General features: G+C 60.8%; 16 protein-coding genes. 5 read left to right on the plus strand and 11 right to left on the minus strand.

All coding sequences use genetic code 11. The features are described from left to right. Positions 1-4: 4 nt before the first annotated feature. The 3 genes from IFT47_RS20325 to IFT47_RS20335 all read right to left on the minus strand — a co-directional run bounded on the left by IFT47_RS20325 (position 5) and on the right by IFT47_RS20335 (position 1,307). Complete coding sequence (locus IFT47_RS20325) at positions 5-589, minus strand: carboxymuconolactone decarboxylase family protein (protein WP_192174690.1); 585 nt, start codon at positions 587-589, stop codon at positions 5-7. Between the two features lie 83 nt (positions 590-672). Then, positions 673-1,026: a putative quinol monooxygenase gene (locus tag IFT47_RS20330; protein ID WP_192174691.1), complete on the minus strand. Its 354-nt coding sequence runs from the start codon at positions 1,024-1,026 to the stop codon at positions 673-675. 83 nt (positions 1,027-1,109) lie between these two features. Beyond that, entirely contained in the window at positions 1,110-1,307 is a 198-nt protein-coding gene (locus IFT47_RS20335; RefSeq protein WP_192174692.1) for a tautomerase family protein, read from the minus strand. 135 nt (positions 1,308-1,442) lie between these two features. On the opposite strand from IFT47_RS20335, the gene IFT47_RS20340 reads away from it, so the two are divergent. Beyond that, positions 1,443-2,345 carry a LysR family transcriptional regulator gene (locus tag IFT47_RS20340; RefSeq protein WP_192174693.1) on the plus strand — a complete coding sequence of 301 codons (903 nt, stop codon included), beginning with the start codon at positions 1,443-1,445 and terminating at the stop codon, positions 2,343-2,345. A 90-nt stretch (positions 2,346-2,435) separates the two neighbouring features. On the opposite strand, the gene grxB is transcribed toward IFT47_RS20340, so the two are convergent. Then, positions 2,436-3,080 carry a glutaredoxin 2 gene (gene grxB, locus IFT47_RS20345; RefSeq protein ID WP_192174694.1) on the minus strand — a complete coding sequence of 215 codons (645 nt, stop codon included), beginning with the start codon at positions 3,078-3,080 and terminating at the stop codon, positions 2,436-2,438. Positions 3,081-3,220: 140 nt separating this feature from the next. Here grxB and IFT47_RS20350 point away from each other — a divergent pair, with 140 nt between their 5' ends. The 3 genes from IFT47_RS20350 to IFT47_RS20360 all read left to right on the plus strand — a co-directional run bounded on the left by IFT47_RS20350 (position 3,221) and on the right by IFT47_RS20360 (position 6,101). After that, positions 3,221-4,123: a LysR substrate-binding domain-containing protein gene (locus IFT47_RS20350; RefSeq protein ID WP_192174695.1), complete on the plus strand. Its 903-nt coding sequence runs from the start codon at positions 3,221-3,223 to the stop codon at positions 4,121-4,123. A gap of 96 nt (positions 4,124-4,219) precedes the next feature. Beyond that, positions 4,220-5,104, plus strand: a complete 885-nt coding sequence (locus IFT47_RS20355) for an alpha/beta fold hydrolase (protein ID WP_192174696.1) — start codon at positions 4,220-4,222, stop codon at positions 5,102-5,104. 103 nt (positions 5,105-5,207) lie between these two features. Next, positions 5,208-6,101 carry a LysR substrate-binding domain-containing protein gene (locus tag IFT47_RS20360; RefSeq protein WP_274598140.1) on the plus strand — a complete coding sequence of 298 codons (894 nt, stop codon included), beginning with the start codon at positions 5,208-5,210 and terminating at the stop codon, positions 6,099-6,101. Positions 6,102-6,160: 59 nt separating this feature from the next. Here IFT47_RS20360 and leuD read toward each other — a convergent pair whose 3' ends face one another. The 6 genes from leuD to araD1 all read right to left on the minus strand — a co-directional run bounded on the left by leuD (position 6,161) and on the right by araD1 (position 14,089). After that, positions 6,161-6,775 (minus strand): 3-isopropylmalate dehydratase small subunit, encoded by a 615-nt coding sequence (leuD, locus tag IFT47_RS20365; protein ID WP_192174698.1) that lies wholly within the window; start codon positions 6,773-6,775, stop codon positions 6,161-6,163. Further along, entirely contained in the window at positions 6,772-8,193 is a 1,422-nt protein-coding gene (gene leuC, locus IFT47_RS20370) for a 3-isopropylmalate dehydratase large subunit (protein ID WP_192174699.1), read from the minus strand. The genes leuD and leuC overlap by 4 nt, the downstream gene beginning before the upstream one ends. A 186-nt stretch (positions 8,194-8,379) precedes the next feature. After that, positions 8,380-9,960, minus strand: coding sequence for an aldehyde dehydrogenase (NADP(+)) (locus IFT47_RS20375; protein ID WP_192174700.1), 1,581 nt, complete (start codon positions 9,958-9,960; stop codon positions 8,380-8,382). A gap of 129 nt (positions 9,961-10,089) precedes the next feature. Continuing rightward, on the minus strand, positions 10,090-11,646 hold the full coding sequence (locus tag IFT47_RS20380; RefSeq protein ID WP_192174701.1) for a UxaA family hydrolase: 1,557 nt from the start codon (positions 11,644-11,646) through the stop codon (positions 10,090-10,092). Positions 11,647-11,701: 55 nt separating this feature from the next. Beyond that, entirely contained in the window at positions 11,702-13,021 is a 1,320-nt protein-coding gene (locus IFT47_RS20385; RefSeq protein ID WP_192174702.1) for an MFS transporter, read from the minus strand. 69 nt (positions 13,022-13,090) lie between these two features. After that, positions 13,091-14,089: an AraD1 family protein gene (gene araD1, locus IFT47_RS20390; RefSeq protein ID WP_192174703.1), complete on the minus strand. Its 999-nt coding sequence runs from the start codon at positions 14,087-14,089 to the stop codon at positions 13,091-13,093. A 103-nt stretch (positions 14,090-14,192) separates the two neighbouring features. Here araD1 and IFT47_RS20395 point away from each other — a divergent pair, with 103 nt between their 5' ends. Next, positions 14,193-15,140 (plus strand): LysR family transcriptional regulator, encoded by a 948-nt coding sequence (locus IFT47_RS20395; RefSeq protein ID WP_192174704.1) that lies wholly within the window; start codon positions 14,193-14,195, stop codon positions 15,138-15,140. 204 nt (positions 15,141-15,344) lie between these two features. On the opposite strand, the gene IFT47_RS20400 is transcribed toward IFT47_RS20395, so the two are convergent. After that, positions 15,345-16,247, minus strand: coding sequence for a DMT family transporter (locus IFT47_RS20400; RefSeq protein WP_192174705.1), 903 nt, complete (start codon positions 16,245-16,247; stop codon positions 15,345-15,347). Positions 16,248-16,267: the final 20 nt, after the last annotated feature.

The following is a 16,267-nucleotide window of genomic DNA, read 5'->3' on the forward strand; positions in this document are numbered from 1 at the left end:
GCAATCAGCCTTTGATCCAGCTGCCATCCTTCTGCGCATCGATCTCGATGTCGAACGTCTGGAGGTAGCCTGACAACATCCGGTAATAACCCATCACGATGATGGCGTCGCTCAATTCCTGAAGCGAGAAGTGCTGCTGGGCGTGCTTGAACAGCACGCCAGGCGCCTTGCCCTTGTCGAGAATGGTTTTCCCGAATCGAAGCAGAACGCGCTCTTCCTCCTTGAACGCGGCGGGATCGTCGAGGCAGCCTTCAGCGATGGCGACGAACTGATCCGCACGAACGCCTGCCACCTGCGCGATGGACACGTGCTGCTCCCATTCATAAGCGACGTCTTCATGGGCGGCCACCAGCAACACCAGTAATTCCTTGTGGTAATCGGAGATCGTCAAATCCCTGAAGATGGCGTTGGTCAGGTCAATGACCGGTATAAACGCCCCGGCGCTGTAACCCAGCATCCGGAAGAAGTTAACTTTTGTCGGGAGGCTTTCAAACTTCTCCCTGACCGGTTCAGGCAGTTTTGAAAAATCGGGATAGTTGATCTGGACGTTGGAGCTGATGGAATCAATGGATACGTCGGGCTTGCTCATGGGGCACTCCTTCAGAAGCAAATCGGTTCTCGCGTGGTTTTTGACATGATTAACGGTATGGGTGGTGGCGCTGGCCAATGCTCTTAACGGCTGAAGCCGTCAAACGGCGTCATGTACACAGCGCCAAACGGATCCAGGCGTTTACGGATTTCGGCGTCAGGCGTGCCGTACACGATGAGGCGGGTGATGGTGCACAACTCCAGAAAGTGCGCGCCGAACGGGGCGAAAGTTGTGTCCACATGGCTGACGACGGACTCGACCTTGTAGCGCTCAAGGATGTGGGCAACGCTCTGATCTTCGTTGACGCTGTACTCGTAAACCAGTGTGTCCGGCTCTTGTTGGGTTGCCTCGACGATGCGTGCAATCAACGCTTTGAACGCCGGAAAATCGCCGGGTTTGATCGCCAGGGTGAACTGGCAGGAAATATAAGGATGCATGGGATGTGTTCCATCGAGGGCGCAAAAACGCTTGGGAGGATGCATCGCTGGCGGAGCCGATGCATTGAGTGCGCTGACACACATCAGGCTTTAGCGGGCCCTTCACCGAACAACTTGCCGGCACCCGCCCAGTCGCAGGGCGCCACGTCCTCGAAAATGACGTAGATGTATTCAGCCGGGGTACCGGTGTTTTTCACGATGCTTTCAGTGATCTCTGCCGCAACGGTGGCTTTCTGACCGTGCTCTTTTCCTTCGAACCAGCTAACGCGTACGACGGGCATGACATTTCCCTTTGGGTGGTGAAGCAGGGCCCAACTCAGGCCACAAGACGAGTCCATCCTAGGGTAGAGCGCGCTGGCGATAAACGGCCTGAAACTATAAATTGAGTAGACTTCATCTCTACAATTGCAGGGCTTATGGTTCCCATCGATTCCTTCCAGGGCGTCATTACCTTCGTCATGGCCGCCCGCTCCACCAGCTTCACCGAGGCGGCCACGCGGCTGGGTGTGTCCAAATCGGCGGTCGGCAAATCCATCGCCCGCCTAGAAGAGCGATTGGGCGTTCAACTTTTTCACCGAACCACTCGACGCATCTCGCTCACCGCCGATGGCGATGCCTACTTCATCGCCTGCTCCAACGCACTGGAAGAAATCGGGGCTGCCGAGAGCGGCCTTGGGCCGGGGACACGGGAGCCTGCGGGGCGTCTGCGAATAGACATCCCGGTGGCGTTCGGGCGCCGAGTGGTCGCACCGCTGTTGTTCGACATCGCCAACAAGTACCCCGCGCTGCAACTGATCATGACTTTTTCGGACCACCTGGTGGACCCGATCGAGGAGGGCATCGACTTGCTGGTTCGCTTTGGTGAGCTCGCAGACACCAGCGGCCTGGTGGCTCGCCGGCTTGCGCGACAACGCTGGGTGATCTGTGCCTCGCCAGGGTATCTGGAGCGCTTCGGCACACCCGATACGCTGGAATCGCTGGATCGGCACCACTGCATCGTGGGGCATCGTCGAGGCCAGCCGCTGTCGTGGCGGGTCCGGCAAGGCGAAGAGACCGTTCGCTTTTCGCCGCCGTCCACCCACGAGATAGGCGACGGCGAGGCGATGATTCTCGCGGCTGTGGCGGGCGTGGGTTTGTGCCAGATGCCGCGCTGCCTGCTCAGGGAGGATATCGACGCTGGCAGGTTGGTTGAGGTGCTCGGACGCTATGAACCCGAGCCGGTCGACGTCCATGCCGTATGGCCGAAGGTGTCCCACTTGCGGCCAAAGGTCAGGTATGTAGTCGATGAGCTGGTCCGACTCTGCGAAGACTGGCAGTAGTAACAGGGCCAGGTAGCACGGTCGGTTGGCGGAGGTAAGCCCTGCGGTCATCCGTTCTTTGAGACCTCGCGACGGCAGGAAGGACCGATACTAACTGGCGATGCTTTCGTGCAGATCGACGCCGGTAAGTTCGGCCATGCGCAGCCGGTAAGCCTCGACAGCGGGCGGATACTCGATACCGCCCACGATGGACATACTGCGCAAGGTCGCGAACAGATGGACATCATCTTCCGACAGCTCGCCATTCACCGCGTCCGGCGACTGGATCATTGGCGCCAGCGCCAGCAGATGGCGGTTCAGCGTGGCGATGTAGTCGGCGCTGGCCGCCATATGGTCCTTGAAACTGCCGAGCATGGCCTCTTTGTTGCGCGTGAAGTAGGCGCGCGCCGCCGGCGTGGAGAACTCTTCGAAGTCAGCGTTCGCCCAGCGTGGAATCGCCAGGGAGTAGAGCGGGCCGGTCACTTCGCTGTTCCACTCGCCCAGGGCGGGGTTGCTGGCGCCGGACAAGACTCGAGCGCCAGACAGGCCATCGACATAGGCAACGATGTCCATGCTCTCGGCGATGTAGCGCCCGTCGTGCTCCAGAATCGGGGCCATCTTTTTGCCGATCATCCGGGTTGGTGTGGCCTCGTCGTCGTTCAGCAGAATGACGAGCTCGAATGCGGTGTCCTTCAGCCCGAAAATCGTGCGTGCTTTCACGCAGAAAGGGCAGTGATCGTAAACGTAGAGCTTCATGGTGGTTGTACTCCAAAGCGTGGCGCTGCGGGACGCGAGCCCGATAATGGGAAGCGGATGGCGCCACCTTAAGAGGTCGATCATTGATAGAGAAGGCCCAGTAGTGAGAGCATGCCTTTCAAAAAAGAGAGGGCATAACAGTGGATCTCAATGTGGTGCAGATGCTGGTTACGATCGTCCAGGCGGGCAGCATGACGGCTGGCGCCGAACGTCTCGGCGTGCCACTGCCCACGGCGAGCCGGCGGATCCGTGCGCTGGAGCGGGCGCTGAACGTGCAGTTGCTGGAGCGATCAGCCAGAGGCGTAAAGCTGACCGAAGCCGGGATGCGCCTTTTCGAACATGCCAGCCGTGGCCTGGAGCTGCTGCAAGAAGGGCAAGACGCCGTGATGAGCGATCAAGCCCATGTTCAAGGCAAATTGCGGCTTTCAGTGCCGCCATCGTTCTCGCCCTGGTGGCAGCTTGTCACTGACTTTCAGAACGATCATCCCGATATCCGCGTTCATCTGCTGTCGACGGAGCGTCGTGTTCACCCGGTGGAAGACGGCATCGACGTGGCCCTTCGCGTCGGTGAGGTGGAGCATGAAGCGTTGATCGCCAGGCATTTGCTCGACTATCGACATGTGCTGGTCGCCAGCCCTGAATTCCTCGCCGCCCATGGTCGGCCGAATACGCCCCAAGATCTGAGCCGGTTCCCCTGTGCTACGTGGAGCCTTGGCACCAATACGAACGCGACCTGGCGATTCGCGGGCACATCAGTAACACCGAACACCGTGCTGTCGACAAACGACAGCATGCATCTGCTGCACAGTGTGTTGGCTGGGGAGGTGATAACCGAACTCCCACCGTTCATCGTCAAGGACGCTATAGAACGGGGCTTACTGGTGCCGCTGTTACAGGAATGTCCATTACCGTCAGTGCCTTTGAATCTTCTCTATCCTGCCCATCGTCATCCTTCAGCCGTGGTTCGCACCTACCTTGAATACTGCCGGCGAAAAATTCCGTGGCTGGTGGAGGCCTGTACGGCTGACGGGCGTGCAACCTAGTGCTACACACTTCATGAACAGTGCCTCTACGCTTGGCCTATTGCCGCCCGGTTCTGTTGATATCAGGATCGAGCCAGCACCTTTAAGAGTCGAATCATGTTCGCTGGTTTCGAGAAACAACAACGCCAGGTCAACGGCCTCACCATCAGCTACCGCATCGGCGGCACCGGCCCCGCGTTATTGCTGTTGCACGGCCACCCTCAGACCCATGTCATCTGGCACAAAGTCGCCGAGCAGTTGGCCAGCGAATTTACCGTGGTCGCCGCTGACTTGCGTGGCTACGGCGATAGCGACAGGCCGGCTGCCGATGCTGAGCATGCTCGTTACTCAAAGCGTGAAATGGCGCTCGATGCCGTTGAGTTGATGAAGTCTCTCGGTTTTGAGCAGTTCAGCATTCTTGCCCACGACCGAGGGGCGAGGGTGGCCCATCGCCTGGCCCTCGACCATCAAACCGCGGTCAGGCAAATGGTGCTGCTGGACATCGCGCCCACCCTGGCGATGTACACACAGACGGACGAAGCCTTCGCCCGCGCCTACTGGCACTGGTTCTTCCTCATCCGCCCGGCGCCGTTGCCGGAGAGCCTGATCGAGGCCAATCCCGAACTTTACCTGCGCAGTGTCATGGGCAGCCGCAGCGCTGGTCTGCAGCCCTTCACGACTGAGGCGTTCGCCGAGTACCTGCGCTGCCTGCACATTCCCGGCAGCGCGCGGGGGATTTGTGAAGATTACCGCGCCTCGGCGGGGATCGACCTCGAACACGATCGCGCGGATTTCGCTGCGGGCCATCATCTGACGCTGCCATTGTTGGTGTTGTGGGGCGCCGAAGGCACCGTGGGGGGCTGCTTCGATCCGCTCAAGGAATGGCGGCAAGTGGCGACCGATGTACGCGGCAAGGCGTTGCCTTCAGGTCATTACATCGCCGAGGAAGTGCCCGAGTTGCTGCTTGAAGAGGTGTTGGGATTTTTCGCTGAAGCGGTCTAGCCAAGCCGCATCAGTGGCGCAACAAGCGCTCATTGATGCGATGGTATTCTCGCGCTTCACACCGCCACCTATGCCACTTTTGATGATCAACCAGAAAGGCTCAATGCCCCTTCCCGAAGACCTGCGGGTGTTTCTCACCGTGATCCGCAAGGCCAGCTTTGCGGCTGCCGCCGATGAACTTGGCGTGTCGGCGGCTTATGTCAGCAAGCGTATCCAGATCCTTGAAAAGACCCTGGCGACCCGTTTGCTGCACCGCACCAGTCGCCGTATCACGCTGACCGACGATGGCGAGCGTGTAAAAGACTGGGCGGCGCGCATTCTGGAAGACTTTCAGCATCTTTCAGACGATCTGGTCGACGCCCATGACAACCCCCGTGGCCGACTGCATATCTGCAGCACCTTCGGATTTGGCCGCAATCACGTCGCACCCGCGCTGGCGTTGCTGGCCGACCGTTACCCTGAGCTGGAAATCCGCCTGGACCTGTTCGACCGGGTGGTGGATATCGTCAACGAAGGCTTCGATCTGGAAATTCGCGTGGGTGACGACATTCCCGGCCAGCACATCGGGCGTCAGTTGGTAAGCAACCGACGCGTCCTGTGCGCGGCCCCCAGCTACCTCGAACGCCACGGAGCACCTGCGCAGTTGAGTGACCTGGAACGTCATGAGTGCCTGGTCCTGAAGGAGCGCGATAACGCCTTCGGGGTCTGGGTGCTGGAGCGCGACGGCAAGCAGGAGAGCGTCCGGGTGGGCGGCCCCTTGTCATCCAACAGCGGCGAGATCGTGTTGCAGTGGGCGTTGCATGGCCGAGGGGTGTTGCTGCGTTCGCTGTGGGATGTCAAACCCTTGCTGGAGCAGGGCAGGCTGGTTCAGGTGCTCCACGATTACGGACAAAGCGCCAACGTATGGGCGGTCTACCCCACGCGGCTTGCCCACTCGGGAAAGCTGCGGGCCTGCGTGGAGTTTCTCGAGGCGCACTTCGCGCAGCTGTCGATCTGAGTGAAGAAGGGCGCACAGGGTTGTGCGCCCGACCGAGCGTTTAGCGAGAAGCCCTGCCGTCACGACAGCCATGGGTTTGCGGCCAGATGCTCGCGTTCAAAAGCCTGTATCTGTTCGCTGCGCTGCAGGGTGCTGCCAATGGCATCCAGCTCAAGCAGCAGCGCGGTTTTGCGCAGGGCATCGATCTGGAAGCGAACCATCTCATGGCCGTGCAGCTGGATCGTTTGTTCGTTCAGGTCGACGGTGATCTCGGCCGTCTCCGGCTGGCCGACGAGCTCGCCGATGCGTTGCACGGTGGCCGCCTCCAGGGTGATCAACAGCACACCGTTACGCTGGCAATTGTCGTAGAAGATGCCGGCGAAGCTTGTGCCAATCAACGCGCGAATACCCCGCTGTTTGAGGCCCCAGACGGCATGCTCCCGGCTGGAACCGCAGCCGAAGTTCGGGCCGACCACCATGAAGCGTGCACGCTGCCAGGCGGGTTTATTGAGCACGAATGCGGGGTCTGGCTGCCCTGACGGCAAAAAACGCACGTCATGAAACAGCCCCTGGTCCAGGCCGTTGCGGTCAATCCCCTTGAGGAATTGCTTGGGCATGATCACGTCGGTGTCCATATTGGCCGCCAACATCGGCGCTGCGGTGCCCGTGACGCGGGTGAAGGGATTCATGCTCATGGGCGTTCTCCAGCTTGCCGAACATCGGTCAGATGGCCGCTGATTGCAGCGGCCGCCACCATGGCCGGGCTCATCAAGTGGGTGCGTGCTCCGGCACCCTGGCGGCCTTCGAAATTGCGATTGGTACTCGACGCGCAGCGGTCGCCCGGGGCAAGCACATCGTCGTTCATGGCCAGGCACATGGAACAACCCGATTGACGCCATTCGAATCCGGCTTCCCGGAAAATGGCTGCCAGGCCCTCAGCTTCGGCCTGGTCGCGAACGGCGGTGGAGCCTGGCACGACCATCGCCCGCACGTGCGGGGCCACTTGCCTGCCGCGGATGACGCTGGCTGCATCGCGCAAGTCTTCGATACGGGCGTTGGTGCAGGACCCGATGAACGCGTGACTGATGACGATTTCATTCAGAGGGTCACCGGCCTTGAGCCCCATGTAAGTCAGGGCGCGCTGCATGTCGGCGCGCAGGATGAGATCACTGACCAGCAGCGGGTCTGGAACCCGCGCGTCAATGGCCACGACCTGATCGGGACTCGTGCCCCATGTCACCATCGGCAGGAGGGTGCTGACGTCGAGGGTAATCTCTTGGTCAAACACGGCACCCGGGTCGCTGCGCAGGTTGCGCCACACGTCCAGCGCACGCCGCCAATGCTCGCCTTTGGGTGCGCGGGGCTTGCCCTCAAGGTAATCAAACACCTTCTGGTCCGGTGCCATGAACGCACCACGGGCGCCGGCTTCAACGGCCATGTTGCACAGGGTCATGCGCGCCTCTACGCTCAGGGCATCAATGGTCGATCCGGCAAACTCGATGGCAAAACCCGTGGCGCCTGACGCGCCGATCTGACCAATCAGGGCCATGATCACGTCCTTGGCGGTCAGTCCAGACGACAAGACCCCCACGACGCTGACCCGCATGGTTTTCAGGCGTTTGTAGACGAGCGTTTGCGTGGCCAGCAGATGTTCGATTTCAGACGTGCCGATGCCAAAGCCGAAGGCACCGAGTGCGCCGTATGTCGTGGTGTGGCTGTCGCCTGCGGCAATGACCATCCCGGGGAGAATGAACCCCTGTTCGGGGGCGACGACGTGCTCGATCCCCTGGCGCTTGTCCAGGATGTCGAACAGTTCGATGCCGAAGTCCTCGCAGTTCTCGCCGAGATAGGACACCTGCCGCGCACCGCCCGCATCGGGCATCACTGCGGTGCGTTCAGGCGCGGTCGGATTGACATGATCGACCACCGCCAACGCCGTACCCGCGCGCCATACCGTTCGCCCGGCTTCACGCAAGCCGCTGAACGCCTGCGGACTGGTGTATTCGTTGATGACCTGACGATCAATGTACAACAGGACATGACCCTGGTCGTCCAGCGAGCACACCGTGTGCGCATCGATGTGCTTTTGATAAAGGGTTTTAGGGCTGCTCATGACGGACTCTCGGATGGGGAACACTCACGGGGACACCTTCAACAGCATAGGGACCGGGGTGTTGCCATCAAGAGCGGCTTCGGAACTCATGGATCTACGATTCGTGTACGTCCGACGAGTCATGTCGCTCGACCTGTGTTGCAGGCAGGGGGGATGCACCCTCGGTGCATCCCCTGGCAAGTGCCGTCAAAGCGCCCCATTCGTATGCTGCCCATCCACCAACCGCTGAATCCCCAACGGGTTGGCGTCTTGAAGTGCGGGTGGCAGCAGAGCGTCCGGGTAGTTCTGGAAACACACCGGGCGCAGGAAGCGGTCAATGGCCAATGTCCCCACCGATGTTCCGCGGGCGTCTGACGTCGCCGGGTACGGCCCGCCATGCACCATCGTCTCGGTGACTTCCACACCCGTCGGATAGCCATTCAACAGAATCCGGCCGACCTTCTCCTGCAGAAACTCGGTCAGCCAGCGGTATTCCAGCAGCTCTCCCGCTTCACCGAGGACGGTGGCGGTCAACTGGCCGCGCAGGCCATTGAGCGCGGCGGCCAGTTGCGCCTGGTCGGCCACTTCGATGACGATCGTGGCTGGCCCGAATACTTCTTCCTGGAGCAGTTCGTCACCGGTGAGCAGCAGGCTGACGTCGGCTTTGAACAACTGCGGTTGCGCCTGATTACCCTGTTGCGGACTTCCCGCCAGATGCTCCACGCCTGGGTGAGCGAGCAGGTGTTGCAGGCCCTTGCTGTAGCTGGCGAGGGCGCCGACGTTGAGCATGGTCTGCGCCGGTTGATCGTTCATCTGCGCAGCGAAGCGGGCCAGGAACGCCGTGAAATCGGCCGACTGCACGCCGATGATCAGCCCGGGATTGGTGCAGAACTGCCCGCAACCCAGGGTCACGGAACCCGCGAGTTCCTTGGCGATGGTGTCGCCACGCACCTTTAGGGCCTCGGGCAGGATGATTACCGGGTTGATGCTCGACATCTCGGCAAACACCGGAATCGGCTGGGGACGCTCCGCCGCCATCTTGCACAAGGCGTTGCCGCCTTTGAGGGAGCCGGTGAACCCCACGGCTTGAATCGATGGATGCTTGACCAACCACTCGCCGACGCCCCCGCCATAGATCATGTTGAACACACCCGCGGGCATACCGCTGCGCTCGGCTGCACGCATGATCGCGTCTGCGACCCATTCGGCGGTGGCCATGTGGCCGCTGTGCGCCTTGAACACCACCGGGCAGCCCGCCGCCAGGGCGGAAGCGGTATCACCCCCGGCAGTGGAAAACGCCAGCGGGAAGTTGCTCGCCCCGAACACGGCGACCGGGCCCACAGCGATCCGGAACTGACGCAAATCGGGGCGGGGCAGGGGTTTACGATCCGGCAAAGGCCGATCGATGCGCGCGCCGTAAAAGTCACCGCGACGCAGCACGTTGGCGAACAGGCGCATTTGCCCACTGGTGCGAGCACGCTCGCCCTGGATACGCCCGGCAGGCAACGCCGTCTCACGGCAGACGGTGCTGACGAAGTCGTCGCCCAAGGCATCCAGCTCGTCGGCGATGCTGTCCAGGAATTCAGCGCGGCAGAAAGCTGGCAGATGGCGGTAAATCGGGTAGGCAGCGCTGGCCGCCCTGGCTGCTGCGTCGACTTCGTCTTGGGTCGCCTGGGTGAAATGGCCGGGGAGGGCCTCGTTTTTGGTCGCATCGAAACTTTGCAGCTGCACACTGCCGGCGCCGAGTCGCTGTCCACCGATGTAGTTCAGACCGAGAATCTGAGTCATGTCAGGTTTCCTGTTTGGATGAGTAATGAATCTGCGAGACGGGAGACCCGCTGAATGAAGCGGCTCCGCGTCGTGCCGGACGACGGGAGCCGGCGTGTCGAAGGGGATGCAAAAGGGGGATGCAAAGTCTTAGGTGATGGCGCCGATCTGCCACGGCACGAACTCGTTCTGGCCATAGCCATGCTGTTCGCTTTTGCTTTTGTCACCCGACGCGATGCGCAGCATCATGCGGAAGATGTACTCGCCGCGTTCTTCGATGGTCATGGAGCCGTCGGCGATTCCGCCGCAGTTGACGTCCATGTCTTCTTCCTGGGTTTCCCATAGACGGTTGTTGGTGGCGAGCTTGATGGACGGCGAGGGCGCACAGCCATACGCCGAACCGCGCCCCGTGGTGAAGGCAATCAGGTTGGCGCCGCCGGCGACCTGGCCGGTGGCGGAGATCGGGTCGTAGCCGGGGGTGTCCATGAACACCAGGCCGTGCGCCCTGACGGTTTCAGCGTATTCGTAGACATCCACCAGATCGGTGGAGCCCGCCTTGGCGACGGCACCCAGCGACTTCTCCAGAATGGTGGTCAAGCCTCCGGCTTTGTTGCCCGCAGAAGGGTTGTTGTTCAGCTCGGCGTCCATTCGCTTGCAATAGGCCTCCCACCAGTGGATACGGGCGATGAGCTTTTCACCGACCGTCTGGCTGACGGCGCGACGGGTCAGCAGGTGTTCGGCGCCGTAGACCTCCGGCGTCTCCGACAGAATCGCGGTGCCGCCAGCCGCCACCAGGCGATCGACCGCATTGCCCAAGGCCGGGTTGGCCGTGATGCCCGAGTAGCCGTCCGATCCACCACATTGCAGGCCGATGATCAGGTGTTTGGCGCTGACGGGTTCGCGTTTGACGTTGTTGGCTTCTGCCAGCAATGACTTCACTTGGGCGATGCCACTGGCAATGGTCTTCGACGTGCCGCCGGTGCCTTGAATGGTGAACGTGCGCAGCGAATGGCTGCTGGTCAGGCCTTGGGCCGCCAGCAGATCGGGAATCTGGTTGGTCTCGCAACCCAGGCCGATCATCAGCACCGAGGCAAAATTTGGGTGAACGGCATAGCCCCCCAACGTCCTGCGCAACATAGCCAGTGCCTCGCCACCCGGGTCGACGGCGCAGCCCACGCCGTGGGTGAGCGCGACGACGCCGTCGACGTTGGGGTATTCAACCAGCGCCTCAGGATGAATGTCGCGGCGAAAGTAGTCGGCAATCGCCCGCGCCACAGTGGCCGAGCAATTGACCGACGTCAGAATACCGATGTAATTGCGAGTGGCCACACGGCCATCGGCGCGCACGATACCCATGAACGTCTCTGCGGTCGGGGCAGGGCTGCCCTTGGCGTCGACACCGAACGCATAGTCCCGAGAGAAATCCCCCATGGCGACGTTGTGGACGTGGACGTGTTGTCCCGCTTCGATGGGCTGGCTCGCGAAGCCGATAATCTGGCCGTAGCGGCGCACGGGTTGGCCCACGTCGATATGGCGCGCCGCGACTTTGTGACCGGAAGGCACAGGCTCCAGCACCTCGATACCTTCGGCTTGAAGCACCAGACCTTTGACCAGCGGTTGCCGCGCGATCAACACATCGTCCAGCACGTTGAGTCTGATCACGGCATTGGCAGCGGTGTCGCTGCCTGTTGTAGTTATGAGCTGCATGACGATTGCCTCGGTTATTCATTGAGCGCAATGGGAATGGGGAGAGCAGGGCAGGTCAGGCCAATCCACGCTCGCGGTAATCGATCAGGCTGGAGAACAGCATCAGCCCGGACGCCATGACGACGAAGAAGATCAGCGCCAGGAAGTACGAACCGGTGTACTGCACGATCAGGCCAATCAGGATGGGCACAATCACGCCGACCATATTCCCGCAGAAGTTCATGCTGCCGCCCAACACGCCCGCTTTGGACTGGCCGCCGAGGATCGCGGGCAGGCACCAGTACATGCCGCACCAGCGAATGAAAAACAGCGCGACGCACAGCAGCGAGATGACAGCGATGGCGTCGCTGGTATAAGCCACGGCGAGAATGCATAGGGCGGCAATGGCTGCGGAGCCTGCGAACATGCTGCGCATGACCGTGTTGGGTTGACCGCCGGCCGCTTTCCATTTGTCTGCCACCCAGCCGCCAAACAGTTCGCCGATGAACCCGCACATGAAGATCAGAAAGGTCGCGCCGCCCATGGCCTTGATGTCCAGGTTATGGGCCTGGTGCAAGTAGCTCGGCATCCAGGTCAGCAGGCCGTAAAACACGCTGTTGTAGCAAGCGAAGCCCGCGAACATGGCCAGCACGGAACGGCTCTTGAGCAATTCCTTGAGGATCGCCTTGCGCCCGCCCGTTGCTTTCCTGGCCGCCTCATTGGCGTCGGTGATGTACGCCAGTTCTGCGGCATTGACCTTGGGGTGTTCACTGGGGTGGTTTCTGATGTACCACCACGCCCAGACGCCTACGACCATGGTGCCGACACCCGCGATGACGAATGCGATCCGCCAGGAGCCAAACCAGGTGATCAATCCCGCGATGAGGATGGCGCCCAATGCAGTGCCCAGCGGTGCGCCGCCATCGACGAGGGTCGCACCGCGTCCGCGTTCATTGGGCGTGAGCCAGGCACCGTTGAGCTTGGCCCCGGCCGGCATGATCGGTGACTCTGCGACGCCCAGACCGATGCGCGTGATGAGCAGCGTGATCCAGTTGTGCGCGCCGCCCGCCAAGGCCTGAAAGAGGCCCCAGCCAATGGTGGCAATGCCGACAATGTTGCGGGTCTGAAAACGGTCGAGCAGCATGCCGCCAGGGATCTGCATCAGCGCATACGACCAGAAAAACGCGCTGAGCATCAAGCCTTCCAGCGCCGGCGTCATGTTGAAATCAGCGGAGATCAACGGCAGCGCAACGGACAGCGACGCCCGGTCGATGTAGTTGATGGCCGACAGGAGCAGCAGAAGCAGGAATATCCTCCACCGCACCGTGGTGGGACGGGCGCTCGCGGCACTCGTCGAAGCAGCAGGCGTAACGGCCTGTACATTGCCAGTGGTCATGTTCATCTCACTCTTATGTTTATTATGAAATGCATCCCTTGCTAAAGGCCCGATGCAGGGCCTGACCTGTCACAGCGACCTCACGTCTCCAATATTGAACGCAGAAGGCGCGACTTCGATGCTGTTGCACAGCGGCTTTCCGAACTCGTTCATGCTGATCTCGAACCGATCACCCGGCTGAGTTTTGACGTTGTCCGCGACTGAAAGGGTGGCCGTGCCGAAGAAGTGCACATGCACATCACCCGGGCGCAGGAACTGGGTGTACTTGAAGTGGTGGTATTCCAGATTCTCCAGGCTGTGACACATGTTGTCCTGGCCGCTGAGAAACTCTTTTTCCCAGAGCACCTTGCCGTCGCGCCAGATCCGGCTGGTGCCCGCCAGGTGCCGGGGCAACTCACCGACGCGCAGCTCTGGCCCGTAGGCGCAGTTGCGCAGCTTGGAGTGGGCCAGGTACAGGTAATTGCGGCGCTCCATGACATGGTCGGAGAACTCGTTGCCCAAGGCGAAGCCCAGGCGGTGAGGCTTGCCGTCATGGCCGATCACGTAGAGGCCGGTCAGCTCGGGCTCTTCGCCCGCATCCTCGGCGAAGCCCGGCGACTGGAAGGCCTGATTCGGCCGTACCACAATCGAACCGTCGCCCTTGTAGAACCATTCTGGCTGAACGCCCACAGCACCGGCTGCCGGGCGGCCGCCGTCGATGCCCCACTGGAACATCCGCGCGGTGTCCGTCATCTCAGCCTGATTGTCGGCTTTTTCCTGGTGCATCTTGTCGCGAGTCGAAGCGCTTCCCAGGTGGGTAAGACCAGTGCCGCTGATCAGGCAGTGGGCCGGGTCTTCATGGTCCAGTGGCGGCAGGACGCGGCCTGTGTCCAATAGATGGGTATAACTTTCGGCACTCAGTGCGGTGCCCGCGCTCTGAACTTCCTGCTGCAGACTGTGGCCATTGGCAATGGCGGCGAGGGCAAGGGTGCGCGTGCTGGATGTGCCGTTGACCACCTGAATCGAGTCGCCCTCGACCACGCCAACACGACGCTGGCCCGTGGAATCTTCAAACTGGATTAAACGCATGGTGAGGCCTCGGCTTGTTGTTATGGTTGAGGCCACTTTAAATTTCCAGTCTGCTGCTGCCTAATGAGAGTTACGACCCAAGCGATAACCTTTAGGTATAGCCATGCTGCCGTCCTTCTCATCCATGGTGTCTCGCCTGCGACTCAAGCAGCTGCGCCTGTTGATTGCCCTCGACGAGCATGGCTCGGTGCGCAAGGCGTCCGAGATCATGGCGCTGTCTCAACCGGGCGCCACCAAGGCGTTGCAGGAAATCGAGACGGTTTTCGGTTCCAGCCTCTTCGAGCGCACGAGCAAGGGTCTGGAGGCCAACGATCTTGGCCGCTGCGTGATTCGTTATGCCCGTTTGATTCAAACCGACCTTGAGCACCTTCGCGAAGAAATGGTCGGCATCCTGAAAGGACAAGGCGGGCGCCTGGCGATCGGTACGATCATGGGGGCCGTGCCGACGCTGGTGGACAGCCTGGCGCGACTGCGTGACAAACAGCCGGAGTTGTCAATTTCCATCGTCGAAGACACCAGTTCGCGGTTGTTGAGCTTGCTGGATCAGGGGAGGCTGGACGTTGCGATCTGCCGAACCAGCGTGAGCCCGCGTCCGGGCGCTTATCAAACCCGCTTCCGCGCACAGGAACCGCTGGTGGTGGTGGCGAATCCGGCGCATCGCCTCGCACATGCGCCGAAGCTGCACTTGGACGACTTGATGGACAGTCGCTGGGTGGTCTTCCCGGTCAACATGCCCATGCGCCTGACGTTGGAGCGCGAGTTTCGCCAGGTGGGGCTGAGCTTTCCGCTTTACGCGATTGAAACCTCGTCGACCTTCACGACGTTGTCGCTGCTGCTCAAGGATCCGAATCTGGTAGCCGTCATGCCGAACGACGTCGCTCAAATGGCGGTGGAGCACGGTATGTTGGTGAAACTGGCGCTGACGATTCAGTCCACTAGCGAGCCTTATGAGATTGTGACGCGATCGAATGTCGAGTACACGGCGTCGATGGTGTTGCTGATTGAGGAGATGACGGGGGTGGGGTTGGACTTGTCATCGGACGTTCAATAGATCGAGTTCCTGATTCGCCGAAGAACTCTCTGCATTTCGGTGTTCAACCAACCTCTGATGCCTCCTGGCGGCATAACCTGCTTGAATCATGGTGGCGCGGTTAACCGCCACGGATGACGGCCCCGGCTGAGCCTGGCCTGAGGCACATTCATCATCAATTGAAACTGCGTTGCATCGCAGCGTCTGGAGCATCTGCATGCGCAATCAAATCGACTCAGCCTTGACTCGGATCACCGAACGTAATCCCCAGCCACGCTGCATGCCCGCTGCCGCGATCAAGATCGCACTTACACCAATCCATTGCATCGTTCCCAGCCGGTGACCGAACGCAATCCAGTCCACCAGGATGGCAGCCACCGGGTAGATGAAAGACAGTGCGCCCGTCAGCGTCGTCGGCAACTTTTGAATAGCCCCGTACAGCAAGATGTACATCAAACCGGTGTGTACCACACCCAAGATACCCAGCGCGGCCCAAGATACTGGTGCCGAAGGCACACTCTGCCAATTAACTGTGGGAGCCAGTAGTGCGGCGCCGGTGATGACCTGAATGAGCGCAATCAAATGCGGTGGCACGCCTTGTAAGCGCTTAATGAGCAAGGCCGCGACGGCGTAGAGAAACGCGGCGGCTGCTGCCAGCGCCACACCAACGAGGTAATCGCTGCCACTGGTTTGCTGGTCACCGTGTGCACTGGCAATGGCTAGCATTCCCAAGAATGCAACCGACAGCCAGGCAAGCTTCTTCAACGTCACCTTTTCCCCGAGGAACACAGCGGCCAACACGACCAAAATAAAGGGCTGGACGTTATAGACCGCTGTCCCGATGGCGATCGACGCTTTGCTGTACGACCCAAACAGCAGCAGCCAGTTACCGACGATCGCCACGCCGCTGAGCACTGCCAACCCGAGTGTTCGCAGGGTAAGGAGGCGAATGCTCAGGTAACCCATCGTCTTGCAGACGGCGGCTAAGGTCACTCCTCCAATGACACAGCGCCAAAAGACGACTTCGACAAGCGGTACTTGGGATGCAAGCACAAACCAGCCGATCGTCCCGGAAATCAACATCGCGAAGACCATTTCCCATGTGCCGCGACGTACAGAATTGTCCATGATGTGCTCCTCGATTGAGG

It is taken from the genome of Pseudomonas sp. CFBP 13711, from assembly GCF_014842265.1.
In the GTDB taxonomy this organism is placed as follows: domain Bacteria; phylum Pseudomonadota; class Gammaproteobacteria; order Pseudomonadales; family Pseudomonadaceae; genus Aquipseudomonas.